12 protein-coding genes are annotated in these 16547 nt (G+C 63.7%); 9 read left to right on the top strand and 3 right to left on the bottom strand.

Features of this window, described 5'->3' with window-relative positions; translation table 11 throughout:
- The first annotated feature begins 47 nt into the window (after window positions 1-47).
- From tssK to P6U30_RS22620, 6 genes are read left to right on the top strand one after another with little or no spacing between them, the layout of a single operon-like run.
- Complete coding sequence (gene tssK, locus P6U30_RS22645) at window positions 48-1385, top strand: type VI secretion system baseplate subunit TssK (RefSeq protein WP_407165125.1); 1338 nt, start codon at window positions 48-50, stop codon at window positions 1383-1385.
- The gene (gene tssL, locus P6U30_RS22640; protein WP_407165124.1) at window positions 1382-2908 is read left to right on the top strand and encodes a type VI secretion system protein TssL, long form; all 1527 of its coding nucleotides are present in this window, start codon (window positions 1382-1384) and stop codon (window positions 2906-2908) included. Before tssK ends, tssL begins: the two co-directional genes overlap by 4 nt.
- Window positions 2909-2951: 43 nt before the next feature.
- Entirely contained in the window at window positions 2952-6497 is a 3546-nt protein-coding gene (gene tssM / locus P6U30_RS22635; RefSeq protein WP_407165123.1) for a type VI secretion system membrane subunit TssM, read from the top strand.
- Window positions 6494-7195: a type VI secretion system-associated protein TagF gene (gene tagF, locus P6U30_RS22630; RefSeq protein WP_407165122.1), complete on the top strand. Its 702-nt coding sequence runs from the start codon at window positions 6494-6496 to the stop codon at window positions 7193-7195. Before tssM ends, tagF begins: the two co-directional genes overlap by 4 nt.
- 6 nt (window positions 7196-7201) lie before the next feature.
- On the top strand, window positions 7202-7978 hold the full coding sequence (locus P6U30_RS22625) for a PP2C family protein-serine/threonine phosphatase (protein WP_407165121.1): 777 nt from the start codon (window positions 7202-7204) through the stop codon (window positions 7976-7978).
- The gene (locus tag P6U30_RS22620) at window positions 7975-9783 is read left to right on the top strand and encodes a protein kinase domain-containing protein (RefSeq protein WP_407165120.1); all 1809 of its coding nucleotides are present in this window, start codon (window positions 7975-7977) and stop codon (window positions 9781-9783) included. Before P6U30_RS22625 ends, P6U30_RS22620 begins: the two co-directional genes overlap by 4 nt.
- A 9-nt stretch (window positions 9784-9792) precedes the next feature.
- Here P6U30_RS22620 and P6U30_RS22615 read toward each other — a convergent pair whose 3' ends face one another.
- Both P6U30_RS22615 and P6U30_RS22610 read right to left on the bottom strand, forming a co-directional pair.
- Window positions 9793-10821 carry a DUF4424 domain-containing protein gene (locus tag P6U30_RS22615; protein ID WP_407165119.1) on the bottom strand — a complete coding sequence of 343 codons (1029 nt, stop codon included), beginning with the start codon at window positions 10819-10821 and terminating at the stop codon, window positions 9793-9795.
- 50 nt (window positions 10822-10871) lie between these two features.
- The gene (locus P6U30_RS22610; RefSeq protein ID WP_407165118.1) at window positions 10872-11153 is read right to left on the bottom strand and encodes a hypothetical protein; all 282 of its coding nucleotides are present in this window, start codon (window positions 11151-11153) and stop codon (window positions 10872-10874) included.
- 158 nt (window positions 11154-11311) lie between these two features.
- Here P6U30_RS22610 and P6U30_RS22605 point away from each other — a divergent pair, with 158 nt between their 5' ends.
- The 3 genes from P6U30_RS22605 to P6U30_RS22595 are packed head-to-tail and all read left to right on the top strand — an operon-like array spanning window position 11312 to window position 15534.
- Window positions 11312-13033: a hypothetical protein gene (locus tag P6U30_RS22605; RefSeq protein ID WP_407165117.1), complete on the top strand. Its 1722-nt coding sequence runs from the start codon at window positions 11312-11314 to the stop codon at window positions 13031-13033.
- Between the two features lie 57 nt (window positions 13034-13090).
- Entirely contained in the window at window positions 13091-14872 is a 1782-nt protein-coding gene (locus tag P6U30_RS22600; protein ID WP_407165116.1) for a caspase family protein, read from the top strand.
- Between the two features lie 20 nt (window positions 14873-14892).
- Window positions 14893-15534 (top strand): DUF4384 domain-containing protein, encoded by a 642-nt coding sequence (locus P6U30_RS22595; protein WP_407165115.1) that lies wholly within the window; start codon window positions 14893-14895, stop codon window positions 15532-15534.
- 11 nt (window positions 15535-15545) lie between these two features.
- Here the strand turns inward: P6U30_RS22595 and P6U30_RS22590 are convergent, their stop codons facing one another.
- Window positions 15546-16538, bottom strand: a complete 993-nt coding sequence (locus P6U30_RS22590) for a hypothetical protein (RefSeq protein WP_407165114.1) — start codon at window positions 16536-16538, stop codon at window positions 15546-15548.
- Between the last annotated feature and the right edge of the window lie 9 nt (window positions 16539-16547).

The following is a 16547-nucleotide window of genomic DNA, read 5'->3' as shown; positions in this document are numbered from 1 at the left end:
TACTGGCGACCACGCGGTCGCCGACAAATTGCTAAGTGGATGCAGGAATGTCTTGGTACAGCAAGGTTTTCTGGTCAGAAGGTCTGTTTCTGCGACCGCATCATCTGCAGCAGAACGATCGCTACATCGAACATTTGCTGGAGAAGCGCGTTCGCTACACGACTCCTTACCCCTGGGGCTTCGCTCAGCTCGAGATCGATAGGGACCTTACTGAACAAAGCAAGTTCGCGCTGCGCAATGCATCCGGCGTCATGCCGGACGGAACGCCGTTCGATCTTCCTGCGGATAGTCCCATCCCGGAGGCGATCGAAGTGCCGGATTCGGCCGCAGGTCAGATCGTCTGGCTGATGATGCCGGTCGCTGCGCCAAACACCCGCGAGGTGGATGAGGACCGCACCGAGAGTGCCAGTCGTTACGTTCGTACTTCGGAGACCTTCATTGACTCGACCTCGGCGTTGCGCATCGAGGAAGAGATCGACATCGCTTATCCCCGGCTGTCGTTCGAACTGCGCAAGACCAGCAAGCCCGGATACATGGGCCTCGGCATCGCGCGCATTCTGGAGGTACGCGACAAGAATATCCTTTTTGACGACAAATTCGTCCCGCCGATGCTGGTTTGCGCCGCACATCCGATCATCGATGGCTGGCTCAACCGCATCATTGGCTGGGTCGAGACCAAGCTCGACGAGCTCGCCCGTTACGCAGTTGATCCGTCGTCCGGTGGCGGCTTGCAGAGCGTCGACTACCTCGTGCTGCAAGTCCTGAATCGCACGATTCCCGTGCTGACCCATTTCCAGCGTTCGGGCTGCGTGCACCCCGAGCGGCTGTACGAGGAATTGCTGAGGTTCGCGGGTGAGCTTGCGACATTTGCCACGGCGGAGCGGCGCGCGCGCAACTATCCGGCGTACGATCATGACGATCTCGAGAACGTCTTCACACCCTTGGTGAGCGACATTCAGGACTTCCTGAGCGCGCGGCTGGGTCGCCGGGCGATCCGGCTGGAAATCATCGAACGCGCGCAGAACGCATTCGTATCGCCGATCCGCGATCGGGCGCTGTTCCGCAATGCGACGCTGGTGCTTGAGGTTGCCGCACGGCGGCCGCTCGTCGAGATTCAGAACGACTTCCCGCACCTGTTCAAGGTCGGCCCGAACACCAAGATGAACGAGATCGTGCACGCAAACCTGCCGGGGCTGACGCTGGTGCACTTGCCAACGCCGCCGCCGCACATCCGGGCCATCACGGATCACGTTTACTTCTATCTCGACCGCAAGTCGCCGCTGTGGCCCGAGTTCAGCACCGCGGCCTCGATCGGGATGCACTTCTCCGGCGACTGGCCAGAGCTCGAGCTGTACCTTTGGGCTATCCTGGAAGACAGGCCATGAACGACAGGGACAAGCCGGTCAATCCTTTCGGTCGGGGCGAACGGACCATCATCCGTCCCAACCCCGGCGGGAAGGTGCCGCCGGCGCCGACCTCTGAGCCTCCTCCGGGGGAGGGACCTGCGGCACGTCCGGCCTATTCGCCGTCGCCTCTGCCTTCCGCTGACGCGCCGGCGCCGCTGTCATCTTTTTCTCCCGTCCCGCAGGGCCCGGGCTACGCCGCCGCACCGATCAGTCATCCGACCGAAGAATGGATCTCGACGTCGGCGCAAGCCCAGACGCCGCATCCGATAGTGCCGCCGGGACCGCCGTTGCGCGTCGACGATCTGGTTGCGCCGAACGCCAATCCGGTGATGCGCGCTGCGGGTCCGTTGCTGCAGTTGCTTGGCCGGCTGCGGGTGGCGCTGATGCGTGCGTCTTTCGCGAGCCTCATGGAGCAGGTCGCCGACGCCATCAAATTCTTCGAGAAGGATATCCGTTCCGCGGGCATTTCCGAGCACCAGGCCAACACGGCGAAATACATCCTGTGCGCCACGGCCGACGACATCGTGCAACACATCCCGACCGAGGATCGCCACGTCTGGACGCAATATTCGATGCTGAGCCGGTTCTTTGGCGAGCGGGTCGGCGGCGTCCGCTTCTTCGAGATCCTCGACCATCTGAAGGCCGATCCGTTGGTCAACTATCCGGTGCTCGAGCTTCAGCACGCCTGCCTTGCGCTCGGCTTCCAGGGCATTCACCGCACGTCGGCGGGCGGGCTCGCGAGCTTGCAAGTGATCCAGCGCAACCTCTATGAAACGCTGCGCCGCGTCCGGCCCAAGACGATGGGCGACCTGTCGCCCAACTGGCGCGGGCAGGCGCTGGCTGGCCGCCGGCAGCGTTTGCGGGTTCCGGTCTGGCTGGTGGCGGCCGTCGCCGCCGCGCTGCTGACCGGATCCTATTTCGTCCTGCGGACGCTGCTTGCTGGCCGCGCAGAGAATGCTGCCCAGGTTGCGCTCGCGCTGCATCCGGGCGACCCGATCGAGCTCAAGCGCCAGGTTGCTGCGCCACCGCCGCCGCCTCCACCGCCGCCGCCACCGGACCGCATCACCCAGTTGCAGCGCATCCGCAACGCGCTCGCGAAGGAGAACACCGTCTGTGCCATGACGGCGGACCAGACCGCGAGCTTCATTGTGATCAGGGTCTGCGCCTTGGCGTTGTTTGCGTCGGGGCAGGCCACCATCCTCGACGGCTTCAAGCCGGTCGCATCCCGTGTCGCGGCCACCCTCGACAAGGAGCCGGGACGAATCCGGGTCGTCGGTCATACCGACAGCTCACCGATCCACACCGTGCGCTTCCCTTCGAACTTCGAATTGTCGGTCGAGCGCGCCAAGGCAGTTGCGGCCGCATTGAAACCGGGCCTGACCGATGGTTCGCGCGTCGACGTCGAGGGCAAGGGGGCCGATGCGCCCATCGCGAGCAATACGTCACCTGAGGGGCGCGCCAAGAACCGGCGCGTCGAGATCTTTATCGAACGCAGCGAATAGGCAGATACCGCCAGCTCACGCGGTCTGCGACAGGTAGGGTTAGATGCTTGCCAAGGACATTCTCCGCATCGTTCTCTACGGCGTCGGGCTCAGCTCTCTCGGCGCGGTGATCTATTTCGCCGGTCCCTTTGTCGCGTTCGGCGACTGGCGTCCGCTGGAGAACCATATCGTCCGCGAGATCGCCATTCTGCTGCTCACCACGGCCGTGGCAGGCATCGTCGGCCTCAATCTGTTCAAGCGGCGCAAGAATGCCAAGGAGATTGCCGACGGCATCGCCGGCGCGGATCAACCAGCCAGCGATGAGCCGGTGCTCAAGGAGCGCATGAAGGATGCGCTCGCAACGCTCAAGACTGCAAGCGGCAACAAGTCGGGCTATCTCTACGATCTGCCCTGGTACGTCATCATCGGTCCGCCCGGCGCCGGCAAGACAACGGCGCTGGTCAATTCCGGGCTCAAATTTCCGCTCGCGCACGGGGCGACGCCGGCGGCGATCGCGGGTGTCGGCGGTACCCGCTACTGCGACTGGTGGTTTACCGAGGAAGCCGTGCTGATCGACACCGCCGGCCGCTACACGACCCAGGATTCCAACAGCAAGGCCGACAAGGATAGCTGGCTGGCCTTTCTCGACATCCTGAAGAAGAGCCGGTCGCGCCAGCCGATCAATGGCGTCCTTGTCGCCATCAGCATCGAAGACGTGCTGACGCTGCCAAAGCAGGAGCTCGCGCTTCACGCCGACGCCATCAGGATGCGCCTGCTCGAGCTGCACCAAAGGCTCAAGGTCAGCTTCCCGGTCTACGCCTTGTTTACCAAGGCCGATCTCGTCGCCGGCTTCACCGAATACTTCGCCTATCTTAACGAGGCCGGCCGCCGCCAGGTCTGGGGCGCCACGTTCCAGACCGCCGACAAAACCCGCAATCTGGTGGGACAGATCCCGGTCGAGTTCGACCGTCTGTTGGAGCGCCTCAGCGAGGAGACGCTCGATCGCCTGCAGGACGAACCGACGCCGCAGCACCGCGTGCAATTGTTCGGCTTTCCGGCGCAGATGGCGCGGCTCAAGCCCCAGATCCACGATTTCCTCAATCAGATCTTCGAGCCGACGCGCTATCACGTCAACGCGAACCTGCGCGGGTTCTACTTTACGTCCGGCACACAGCAGGGCACGCCGATCGACCAATTGATCGGCTCGCTGGCGCGCACGTTCGGCGCGGAGGAGGTCGGCGCCGGGTCCTATTCCGGCACGGGCAAGAGCTACTTCCTTGCCGATCTGATCTCCAAGGTCATCATCGGCGAGGCCGACTGGGTCTCGACCGATCGAGCCGCGGTGCGTCGTGCACTGATCCTGAAAACCGCAGCGCTGTCGCTGATCGGCCTGATCTCGGTCGGATTGATCGCGGCGTGGCTGACGAGCTACAAGCGCAACTCCGATCTGATCGAGCAGAGCCTGCAGGCGGATAGCGAGTACGCGGTTGCCGGAGCGCCCCTCATCAAGCAGACGCTGATCGCCGATCACGATCTCGACAAGGTGCTGCCGCTGCTCTACCGGCTGCGCAACGCCCCGGCGGGGTACCAATCGCGCAACGAGCCGGTGGCACTGTCGGCGCGCTATGGGCTAAGCCAGCACGCCCGGCTGTTGTCGCCCTCGAAGGCGGCCTATCACACGGCGCTCGAGCGTATGTTCCGGCCCCGCCTGCTGTATCGGCTGGAGGAGCAGCTCAATGCCCGCATCAACGAACCTGCCTTCGTCTACGAGGCGCTGAAGGTCTATCTGATGCTCGGTGGCCTGCAGGCGCCCGACCGCGAGCTGATCCGCTCCTGGATGCAACGTGACTGGGCGGACAATCTCTATCCCGGCGCGACCAACGCGGAAGGGAGGCGTCTGCTCGACGAGAATCTGGTGGCGATGTTCGACCTCGAGACCGAGCAGCCGCCACTGGTCGAGCTCGACGGTCGATTGATCAAGCAGGCCCAGACTTCCCTGGCGCGCCTCAGTGTGTCGCAGCGCGCCTACGAGTTCTTGAAATCGGAAGCGCGCACGTCGACTGCGGGCGACTGGATCGCCGGCCGCCGCGGAGGTCCCGACATGGCCGTCGTGTTCGAAACCACGACAGGGCAGCCTTTGGACGCGGTGCGGGTGCCTGAGTTCTTCACCTATAACGGGTTCCATGAGAAGTTCATCTCCCGGCTGCCCGGATTGTCGGAACGCATGAAGCGGGAGCGTTGGGTGTTGGGCGATGCCGGTCAGCAGTCGGCCATCGATCAGCAGTACGACAGTCTGGCCGGCGATCTGCTCAACATCTATTCCAACGAGTTCGTGACGGCCTGGCGAACGGCGCTCGGCAGCCTGCGCCTGAAGAAGCTGCTCGCCGACAAGCCAAAATACGAGGTGCTGAGAGCGCTGTCGGCGCCGACTTCGCCGATGCGACAAATCCTGGAATCGGTGCGCGACGAGACGATGCTGACCAAGGAAAGGCCGAAGTCCGCGACCGCTACAGCGCCTGCCGCGGCCGCCGCGGCGACCGCGCCGGCACTCTTCAGCAATGCCCAGGACGGACCGCTCGGGGCGACGATCGAGGCGCAGTTCAAACCCTATCATGCGGTGCTCGAAGGCGAGAGCACCCGCCGGCCGATCGATTCGACCATCGCCAATCTGAACGACATCGCGCAGAACCTGACGCTGATCATCGAAAATCCGCAACTGACCGCGCAGGCGACCGCTGCACTTCAGACCCAGGTCGCAGCGCTTCGCAACAACGCCTCGCGCATGCCGCCGCCATTTTCCGACATGCTGCGGGCGGCGGCCGGGGAGTTCGAAGGCAGTATCGCGGCCTCGACCGCCGGACAGATCCTTCAGACGCTGCGCGATCAGGTGACGCCGGTCTGCCAACAGACAATCACCAACCGCTATCCGTTTGTCCGCAGCAGCAGCCAGGAGGTCCCGCTCGCCGACTTCGCGAAGCTGTTCAGCCCCAACGGCGTCATGGACAAGTTCTTCAGCCAGTACCTGGCACCTTATGCCGACACGTCGCGGTCGGACTGGGTCTGGCGAAAAGAGAGCCCCGTCGGCCGGTCGTTCTCACCGGACACGCTCAAACAGTTCCAGCATGCGGCCTATATCCGCGACGCCTTCTTTCAGACGGGCGGCGGCGTGCCGGCGGTGTCATTCGCGATCCGGCCGCCTGGGGCAGGCGAGCCGGGCGTGACCGTCAAGACTGAGATCGGCGGCACCGTTATTACAAGCCCCACCACGCCGGCACCGGCCGCTTCGTCCATGTTCGCCGGTCCGCCGCCAGCGCCGCAACCACAGCCACAGAGCAACGCGCCGACGACCGTCCTGTGGCCGGGCCCATCGCCGCGGACGGCGATTTCAGTCAGCAACGACACCGGCCCGCCGTCCGTGCTGGAGCGCATCGGTCCCTGGTCGTTGTTCCGGATGCTGGAAGCGGGTTCGTTGGTGGCGAAGGCGGAAACCGCCAGCGCGACCTTCATCGTCGCGGGGCGCGAGCTCAACTATCGCATTTCGACCGGTTCGTTACGCAATCCGCTGAATCTGTCAGTGCTCCGCGAGTTCCGTTGCCCGACCGGGATATGACCATGCGCTGCGGTTTGTTCGGCAAGATCGGCGCGAAGCGCGATTTCATCGCGATCGCGACCCCGCGCAGCTTCCTTGAAGCCTGGGAGCCGTGGATGCAGGCTGCGCTGTCGGCAAGCCGCCACCAGCTTGGGCCAGCCTGGCAGCAGGCGTTCCTGACCGCGCCGGTCTGGCGATTCTGGCTCGGCGCCGCGATCTGCGGCACCACGGTGGCGGGTGCAGTGATGCCCTCGCTCGACGGGGTCGGGCGGTACTATCCATTGACGCTGCACGCGGTGACAGGCGATGACGCGTCGCTGCCGCCTCCGAACATTGATCCGCAGGACGAATGGTTCGGGCAGGCGGAGGCCTTCCTGCTCTCGACCCTGGATCGCGCCGCAACCTTCGAGCAAATCTCCGATGCGCTCGATCGTCTCGCGGTGCCGCGACTGCAGAGGGCCGTCACCGACGGTCCACCGATCACATCGCTGGGCGCCGCGACCATCGGGAGGGCTTCGGCGATCGACGCATTCGCCGGATCGTTTGCCGCACTTTGCGCCGCCAACCCACGAGTCTTTGCGGCGGCCAGCTTCTGGTGGACTGCCGGAGGAGAAGACTTTCCTCCATTGGCGCTGTGTAGCCGCGGATTGCCGGATCCGTTCCACTATTCCGCGCTGATGACCGGCGATCTCGACCGCGCAGCATCCAGGTCGGGATGACGGGCGATGATCCACATCCCATCCTCGTTCGACGTCGGTAGCGTGACCCACGCCGGACGGGTGCGGGCGCGGAACGAGGACTCATGTCTGGTCCGAACCGATGTCGGCCTGTGGGCGGTCGCCGACGGCATGGGCGGTCATGAGGCCGGTGATCTCGCCAGTCGCATCGTCGTGGAGTCGCTCGATACGATCGGCACGCCGGAATCGGCGGCTGACTTGCTGGCGGAATGCGAGGAGCGGCTGTTCAGCGCGAACCAGCAGATATTGGCACTTAGCCGCGAGCGGCAGGGTGCCACCGTGGGTACGACAGCGGCGGTTCTGCTCGTGCGCGACGGCTATTATGCCTGCATCTGGGCGGGTGACAGCCGGGTCTATTTGATCAACCGCGGCCGCATCCACCAGGTGTCGCATGATCACAGCGAACTGGAGGAACTGATCGCCGAAGGCGCGCTGTCGCGTGAGGACGTGAAGGATTGGCCGAACAATGCCATTACCCGGGCCGTCGGCGTTGCCGATGATCCGGAGTTCGAGGTGGTGACGGGGCCGGCCGAGCCGGAGGACATCTTCGTGATCTGCAGCGATGGCCTGACCAAGCACTTGCAGGATGACGAGATCCTGCAGCAGGCGGTCACGCGGCGCGCCCAGGCGGCTTGCGATGACATGCTCGCCATGGCTCTTGATCGCGGCGGGCTCGATAACGTGACGATCGTGATCGTGCGGCTGCTGATGCCGCGATCTTCGGAGCCGACACGATCGCCGCTCGATCGGGAGTCGCAACAATGAATTCGAACGATCCGTTCCGAGCGTCCTATCACGGCGTGCCGCCCGGCACCCGGCTCAATGGCATCTACGAGATCGAAGCGATGATCGGCGCCGGCGGCATGGGCGAGGTCTACAAGTGCCGCGAGATCCAAACCGGATCGGCGGTTGCCGTGAAGATGCTGCTGCCCGACATGATCGACAACGAGGCGGCGCTGGCACTGTTCCGCCGCGAAGCCGCAGCGCTCCACAATCTTCCGCACGACGCGATCGTCCGCTACTTCCTGTTCACCGTGGAGCCGGTGCTGCAACGACCATACCTCGCGATGGAGTTCGTGAACGGCCGCTCGCTCTCGAACATGCTCGACGAAGGACCGTTGACCTTCGAGGCACTGATCAAGCTGAAGCAGCGCGTCGCATCGGGTCTGGACGCCGCCCATGAGCACGGCATCATCCATCGCGACGTTTCTCCCGATAACATCATCGTGCCGCTCGATGATGTCAGGCGGGCGAAGATCATAGACTTCGGTATCGCCCGGTCGACCCAAGTGGGTGACAAGACCATCATCGGCTCGAGCTTTGCCGGCAAGGACAATTACGCATCGCCGGAGCAGGTAGGGCTGCACGGCAATGAGGTCACCGCGAAATCGGATGTCTACAGCCTGGGTCTCGTGCTGTTCCATGCGCTGACCGGACAGAAGCTCGACATGGGCGGCAGCCAGTTTCAACTGGTGGAGAAGCGCCGGCGTGTGCCGGATCTCGGTGCGGTAGACATGCGCATCCGGCCTTTGCTGGAGCAGATGCTCCAGCCTGATCCGGCCTTACGTCCGACCATGGCCGAGGTCGCCAATTGGATGCCGACCGGTTCGGCTGAGACGCCTTCCACGCCGATGTACGGCTTCGATCCGCTGCGGCGACCGGAAAGCACGGCGCCGGCGCCGCGGGACGGGATTCCACCAACGGCGCGGAGCCTGCGCGGCCTCTGGCTGGGTGCGGGCGTGGCAATGGTGCTGCTTCTGCTCGGCGGAGGTGGATATGGCTTCTACAAGCTGATCTGGTCCGCGCCCGGCGTTGCGGCCTTGCCGCCACCTCCGAAGCTCGCCGGGACACCGTCACCCCCGAAGGTCGAACCTGCCGGACCGCCGCCTGGACGCCAGGAGCCAGTGAAGCTGTCAGCGCAGCCGACGGTGACACCGACTCCGGCCCTCGATGGGCCAGGGCGAGCCGAGCGGATCCGCAAATATGTGGCCCAATATTCCGGCGGTGACTGCTTCTTCATCCTTCCGGTGGCCGTGAGCCAAAGCGCCGCCATCATCGAAGGCTTCGGCGCCTCGACGGCCCCGTTCGAGACCTTCGACAAGGCGTTCCGGCGTGAGCAGGGATTCGAGGCCTCGGTCGGCGTCAGGCAGGTGACCCCCGCGCAATGTCCGGCCGTACAGTTCTTGAGTCAGGTCGGCGGCGATCAGGCGCGAGCGCCGCGCATCACGTTGTCGGCGACCGAGCTGAAGGCCGGCGAAACGCTTAATGGCACGATCGAGAACTTCGCCAACCGCGTGGTGGAGTTGCTCATGGTGTCTGATCGCGGCGAGGTTCAGAGCCTGTCTTATCTGCTCAAGCCCGGCATCGATTCGCTTTCGTTTACGCTTCCGATCGCGCGCGCGAGCGGTCCGCAACTGCTGTTGGTCGTGGCGACCCCGCAGGTCTTGGACTCGTTGCGCCAGCCGCGACCGACGGCTGCCGATACGTTTTTCCTGCAGGCGCTCAGCGAGGCGCAGCGCAACAAGATCACAATCACCGCAGCGGCGCGCTACGTGCTGCTCACGAACTGATCGGCACGCTCAGAACTTTCCGATCACCAGGATCTTCAGATCGGCATCCGGCTTGAAGTCGTTTGCCGTATATTCAAGCGTGTTTCCGGGAGAGGATGGCTTGAGCCGCCCTGGACAGAAGCTGACCAAGCGGTCGCTGCCGCCTGGATCGATGGTCAGCTTGAACGACCGGATCGGCCCGGCCCAATTCGCGCCGGTCTTGAGCACGTACGAGATGCGCCGCTCCTGCAGCTTCGCGGTGTTGGCCTGGCTGTCGCCTGCGCGCTTGTCGATCTCGGCGAGGAGCGCATCCTGGATGCAATACTCCTTCCGGTAACGCGCGACCTCCTGACTGAGAGCGCTGCTACGGCGCAGGCTGGAGCGCAGAATGGTGTCGGGGCTGGAGCCGACACTTGGCCGATACTGGTGTTCGACCGTGACGGTTCGCGTGGGCGGAAATACCTGCTGGCGCACGGCCGAGGTCTTGGTGACCCAGCCCGGCGCATATTGCTGGCGCCCGTTGTCGCTCATGCCGGCAGGCATGAGCAGCCCGTCGTCTACGAGCCGGGTTCGGGTCGCCGCAGGCAGGTCGGCCGCCCGGATCTCGCGGCCACCGACCGGCAGGAGCGGCAGCTTGAGCTCACGGAGCAGGGCGCTGACATCCTTGTTGCCAACCATAGCGCGCTGATCGATGGTCAACGGCGCCGGGCTGCCGTCGACTTTGGTCTCGAAGTCGACGAAGTTCACCGGATCGTTCGACGGCAGCGCAATGGTCTCGGCGTCAGACAGGTCGATGTCCGGCAGCGGAAAAGCAACAGTCAGCGTCACCGGCTTGCTGGTGAGGTTCGTGAACTGGTAGCGAACGCTGATCCTGTCGAGCGCGATATGAAGGTCCTCGCTCGCCATGGCCACGTCATTGGTGCGAACGAACTGGAGCCCGCCGATCGACAGTTCCGCAGCCGAGTCGTTGGCCCGCGCCGGCCAGGTCGTCGCGATCGACAGCGCGACCACGAAGGTCCGGAGTCGAAGCGACGGCGAGATGAGCGCTTTGTCCACCATGCTATTGTCCATGTGGCGCCGCAACATATGCCCGTTCCAGCCGGTATGGATCAATCGATCGCCTGGTAAAGATCACCCCATTCGGACGTCCAGACCGCATCAGGATCGCACACCACGATCGCGAGCTTCAGGTCGTTGGCCAGCCGGATCGCGCCGCGAAAGGCGTCCTGGGCCGGCAACTGGGCGCTGACCTGATCTGTGGTCAGCCGTCCTCCAGTCGCGGCGGCGGGCAGCACGACCGATCCGGTGGCGCCATTGCTGTCGCGCTTCAGGACCAGCGTGATAGCGTCGGGCTGGACTTCATTGACCTGCTCAAATCGATTTCGAGCCATGATTTCGCACCGCAAGCTGAAGAGGTTCGGACGATCACCGTCCGGTGATGAATTGAACGCGATTGAAATTTCCAACCACTAATTGACGTGCCGCATTACTGGCATGTCGAGTTAGTCGGTCCGGCGCGGCATTCGGTTCGGGGTATGTTGAGGCGAACATGCTTCGTCGAATTCATTGGATCTGGTTATTCATCGTTGGCGCGATTTTTCTCCCTGTCGGGGCGCATGCCGACGATACGGTCGTGCGCAGCTTTGTCGGTGGCTCGGCGGCTTCCATGGTCGGCATCATTCCGGCAAGCGAGGACGTGGAACTCGCAGGCCCGCAAGCGCTCGCTGCCGACGGGCAGGGCAACTTGTTTGTGCTCGATCAGGTCAACGGCCGCATTCTCCAGTTCGATCCCAAACAGCCGAGCTCCGATCCTGACGTCCTCAAGATGCCGAAGGACGTCCAGCCGACCGACCTTGTCGTCCACAACGACGACATCATGGTTTGGGACGGCGGGGTGCGGACGCTGAAGGCGGCACCAGGACAATCCACGCGCGGACTCGGTGGCGACGTGATCCAGCTCGAGGAGGTCTCGAGCCGTGGTGCGGACGATCAGGTCGCTGTGTCGGCTTTCGCCCAGATGGGATCGCAGGCGCTCGACAGCGCGACCGACTTGCTTGATCAGAACACCCGTGCGGCCATCATCAAGACGACGCGGCAACCCGACCGGCAATATGTCGCGTCCCGAAGCAAGGGCTCGGTAATCGCCGACATCATTCCGGACAAGGGCAACGCCAGCGTGCGGATCGAGATCCAGACGATGGTCACCAACGAGATCATCGCACAGCTCGGCCTGCGCGTGCGCAACCAGCTCGGCACCGTGGAGTTTCTCGAGATAGACAACAGCGACCGCTTCTATGTGTTGGCCGAGGACATTCCGCCATCGGGAAAGAACGCCGCCACATTCGTCGCGCGCTATGCTGCGAACGGCCGTCTCGAGGGAATCTACGAACTGCCCTTGGAAAACACGCCGCTGACGAGGCGGTTCGTCACAGTCTCGGGCGATGGCGATGTGTATTTCCTGCGCACCAAGCCGGACGGTATCGAAGTGGTTGGTGTCGGATTCCGTCCGCTAGGCAAAGTTGCAGCGATCGATGTGCGGCCGTCGCGAACGGCCGCGGCGCCGGCCGAAAAACCCGAGGTGAAGTTCAACGCGACAGCCGCCGTGCGGCCATCCAATCGTCAGCAGGCGATCGAGACCGCGTTTGCGTTCGAAGGCTTCCAGTGGAAGCTGACGCAGGCGAACTACGGCAGCGATCCGGACAGCCAATGCAGCGGCTTCAACCGGATTCGCCGGCCGTGGTATCTCCAGGGCAAGGTGAACCAGGAGGTGCGCGGCGTACCCTATTGCTGGGGCTGCCATGGTTCGCTCGCGAACTTCCGGCAACGGATCGAGAGCGGGACGCTGGCCGGAAATGTCTGCACTCGCAACGCGCCACGCCCGGATGTGGCGGGCGTTGATTGTTCGGCATTCGTCAGCGCCGCGTGGGGACTGTCCGTCCATTATACGACCGCCGCCATTCCCGCGATCGCAGCGTCGGTGGCAAATCCGTGGGACCTCAAGCCTGGCGATGCGCTGAACAAGCCGGGCTCACACGTGATGCTGTTCCTGCGGTTCACGCCTGATCGCAAGGCGGAGGTCATGGAATCCTCGACGGGAGGCTGTAACGGCCGCGTCTGCCGCAACGTCTATCCGTTGGCGAGCCTGCTCGCGCGCGGCTACGTTCCGGTCCGCTTTCGCGCCTTTGCGGATGATCAGACCACCGTTTCAGCGAGCGCCTATCAGGAGACCGAAGCGCCGGCGGCCCGCAAAACGGCAAGTAAGAGACGCTGAACCACGCGTGTCGTTGGCGCTACAGAATGGGTAGGCATGATGGCGAGGTGGGTCACGATGCGGATGCCCAGAGGACTTGATCGCGGGGTCGGGCGGCTATTCGTCACGATCGGGCTCGCCGTATTGATCGGTCTGGCAATTCCACCGGCGCGCGCGGCAGATGGCCTGTCGATCAGCAATCCGGACGGTGCAGCCGTACGCGCGCTCGTGATCGGCATCGACGACTATCAGCACGTGCGCAAGCTGAAGGGCGCGGTGGCCGACGCTACTGACATCGTGACCAGCCTGAAGTCCATGGGTGTTGGCGATGTCATCGAGCTGACCAACGCCCAAGCCGACAGGGCAAGCGTCCTGCGTGAGATCAGCGCGCTGGTGGAGCGCACCAGGAACAACGACCTCATCCTTTTGTCGATCGCCGGTCATGGCAGCCAGGAGCCGGAGCGCGTCAAGGGCTCGGAACCGGATGGGATGGAGAACGTGTTTCTGCTGCCGGGCTTCGAAACGACGCCAAGCGGCTCCGTCGAGCGCATTCTGGGCAGTGAGTTCAACCATTTCATTCGGCAGTTCGAGCTGCGCGGCGCCAAGGTGATCTTCGTGGCCGACACTTGTCATGGCGGCGGAATGGTGCGCGATATCGATCCGCGTGCCGCGGAGATGAGCTTCCGGCAGGTGCCGCGCTACACGTTGCTGGTCGACGAACTGAAGCCGGTATCGGACAGTAACGATCCAAAGTCCGAGCTCGATTTCGACCATACCGCGTTCCTGGCTGCGGTTGATCGCTACACCAAGGCGCCGGAAGTGCGTATTCCCGGCATCGATGGTCTGCGCGGGGCTCTCAGCTACGCGGTGGCGCGGGCGATGGAAGGCAGCGCGGACATCAATCACGATGGGAAGGTGACGCTCAAGGAGCTCTTCAGCAATGTTCGGCAGGTGGTGTATCAGCTCTCGGACCAGCGCCAGAACATCGTGACGATATCATCGCCGGCGCAGACGCCGGAAACCGACGTCGCGTTCGAACTGACACGCGGCGTGGTGCTGATCCAGGGACCGTCCGCGAGAGCGGCCTCTGGTCAGGCCGGAGCGGTGGCGCCCGTCGAAGGACAGGCGCAGGCGCCGTCGACTGTCATGGCCAAGGCGCCCACCACTCAGACGTTTACCGCTGCAACCAAGGTAGCAGCTCCAACCAGCTCCGCGCCGGCGCCCCTACACCTCGCGGCGCCGATCCGGTTGGCAGCGCTCGACGGCAAGACCAACTATTTTGCCAGCGTGACGCCAAAGGACGTCACAGTGCAGGCGGTTCAACCGACGGACAATCCGGATCTGATATGGGATCCTGTGTCCCACGACGTGATCGCCTGGGGTGACGTGGTCGCCTATGGGGTGGACGTGACCGGTTTGCCGACGGTGGTTGACCGGACCGCAGCGATCCGTGAGCTCAAACGCATGGCGACCCGGTCGCCGCAGATGATGCGTATTTGGCCGGACGATCGACAGCAGCGCGCCGGCCAGACGATCGAAGTTGACCTGTCTGACGTCGCCTCAAGGGCGGTTCTGCTGTTCAATGTGTCCGGCGATGGCACCATCCAGATGTTGTATCCGGTGGGTTCGGATGCGGCGCTGTCTCGGTCGGCAAGTCTGCGGTTGCCACTCAGGGTGGGCGAGCCGTTCGGCGCGGAACAGGTTATTGCGGTGACCTCGCAACAGCGCATGGCCGATCTTGAGACGGTGCTGATGCAGCTCAACCGGCGCCGTGCCTCGGGGCAGGTCATCAAGAGCCTCGAGCGTTACCTGCCTGCGGACGCACGGATTGCCTCGATCGGCTTCTTCAGCGCTCCCTGACGTTTGGGGAGAAGCAGGCCATGTCGTCATCGCAGCCGATCCTCCACGAGCGATCCTGGCTCGTATTTCTGCTGCTGCTGGCGGGAAGTGGGGCTGCGTTCGCAGCGCCGCTGCCATCGGCATCGCCATATGTGAACACGGCGAACGCACCATGGGTTTGGCCCGTACAGGCCGCACGCGGGCAGACCAATACAGCAAATGTGTCCCTCGAGATACTGCCGAGCCAGACGGTCGACGTCGGTGCCAAGATCTCGTTCGGCGTGACCGCCAGGAAGCGGGGATATCTCATCCTGGTCGATGTCGACGCGGAAGGGCGGATGTCTCAGATCTTTCCGACTCCCGAGCTGTTGGCGCAGACGGACGGACGCGACATCAATCTCGTCAGGCCTGGGGTCGAATTCGTTATTCCGACGCCGGCGACACGTCAGCGCGGATTTGAATATGTCGTCGCGCCGCCGACCGGGGCTGCGCTGATGGTGGCGATCCTGAGCGAGCGGCGCCTGCAGTTGCTCGATCTGCCCGACTTGCCCCGCAAGCTGCAAGGGCAGGCGGAAGCATTGAGCTATTTATCGACCTGGACCAGTGAGCTGCGGGTACCGGACGGCGAAAAGCTGGTGACCAACAACTGGTCGTTCGACGCCAAGCCTTATTCCATCAAATGACTTCCGTGACGCTACAGCTTGCTCAGGCGGCTGAAAAAGCCACCCCGGGCGATCATGTAATGAATATCCTTCGGAAAGGGAAAAGCGTCGCGAACGTTGGAGATCGCTTGCTGGAGAAACTCCCCGTGCTGTGGCGCCGGCCTGTGGTGCAACCGGGGTTGGTCGGCGACCTGCGGAATCATGAACCGATCCACGAAGGCCGGGTCCAGATCGTTGACCCGGACCATCTGCCCAAACGCTGGAAACGAGTCGTAATGGCCCAGGCTCACGTTGAGGTTCTTGAGGGCGGGACGCTCTGGCTGAGCTCGATTGCCGTCGATTGTCGCCAGCCCGCGTCCGATCAGGGCCAGTTTCACGGATTGGGGCAGAGTTGAGGGGCCGTACACGATCTCGAGCACGCGGCCGCTCTGTCCCGACAGCCACTGGTACCAGAACGTCGCATCGTCGGGCTGCGCTCTGGCACCGTAGAGGCAGTCAAATCCCCAGCATGCCGTCAGGTTCGAGTCATACTTTCCGAGGCTTCCGACGAGATTGCGCATCGCATTGCCGCCGCCGGAGTGGCAGGCGATGATGAGCTTGCCGATCTGGAGCTGAGGAATGGAGGTGGAGGCGGCGCCCAGGAAGCTTGCAAGAGCGCCGAGGATCTCATCGAGGTAGCGTTCGCCCCATTTCGGGCTTGCGAGGTCCTTGACACTGTAGCTTCCGGCAAAGCCGTCGGCGACGGCGTATTCGTAGCCCAGGAATGGTGCGATGAGCACCACGTCCTTGCCGGAATCGCGGACCTGCTCGCGCAATCGCGCCGGATCGTTGTGGAACAGGAATTCATGATCCTTGACGTAGAACCCGTGCAGCCAGATCACGACATCGAACTTGGTCGCGGCGTTGACGTGTTTTGGCGGAAAATAGACTGCTGTCGGCTTCATGCCGGGCGCCTGGCGCTTCGTGAAGAGCGTCACCCCCGGAAAGGCGTTGACGTCATTCTGCTCAAGCTCGCACGCCACCACAAGGCTGCT

This window comes from Bradyrhizobium sp. ORS 111 (assembly GCF_045571485.1).
GTDB lineage: Bacteria > Pseudomonadota > Alphaproteobacteria > Rhizobiales > Xanthobacteraceae > Bradyrhizobium.
This window is presented reverse-complemented; position numbering and strand designations above follow the sequence as displayed.

Bases quoted from the DNA above. Each gene is read 5' to 3' on its own strand.
- tssK (WP_407165125.1), top strand. From the start codon at position 48: ATGTCTTGGTACAGCAAGGTTTTCTGGTCAGAAGGTCTGTTTCTGCGA.
- tssL (WP_407165124.1), top strand. From the start codon at position 1,382: ATGAACGACAGGGACAAGCCGGTCAATCCTTTCGGTCGGGGCGAACGG.
- tssM (WP_407165123.1), top strand. From the start codon at position 2,952: ATGCTTGCCAAGGACATTCTCCGCATCGTTCTCTACGGCGTCGGGCTC.
- tagF (WP_407165122.1), top strand. From the start codon at position 6,494: ATGACCATGCGCTGCGGTTTGTTCGGCAAGATCGGCGCGAAGCGCGAT.
- P6U30_RS22625 (WP_407165121.1), top strand. From the start codon at position 7,202: ATGATCCACATCCCATCCTCGTTCGACGTCGGTAGCGTGACCCACGCC.
- P6U30_RS22620 (WP_407165120.1), top strand. From the start codon at position 7,975: ATGAATTCGAACGATCCGTTCCGAGCGTCCTATCACGGCGTGCCGCCC.
- P6U30_RS22615 (WP_407165119.1), bottom strand. From the start codon at position 10,821: ATGGTGGACAAAGCGCTCATCTCGCCGTCGCTTCGACTCCGGACCTTC.
- P6U30_RS22610 (WP_407165118.1), bottom strand. From the start codon at position 11,153: ATGGCTCGAAATCGATTTGAGCAGGTCAATGAAGTCCAGCCCGACGCT.
- P6U30_RS22605 (WP_407165117.1), top strand. From the start codon at position 11,312: ATGCTTCGTCGAATTCATTGGATCTGGTTATTCATCGTTGGCGCGATT.
- P6U30_RS22600 (WP_407165116.1), top strand. From the start codon at position 13,091: ATGCGGATGCCCAGAGGACTTGATCGCGGGGTCGGGCGGCTATTCGTC.
- P6U30_RS22595 (WP_407165115.1), top strand. From the start codon at position 14,893: ATGTCGTCATCGCAGCCGATCCTCCACGAGCGATCCTGGCTCGTATTT.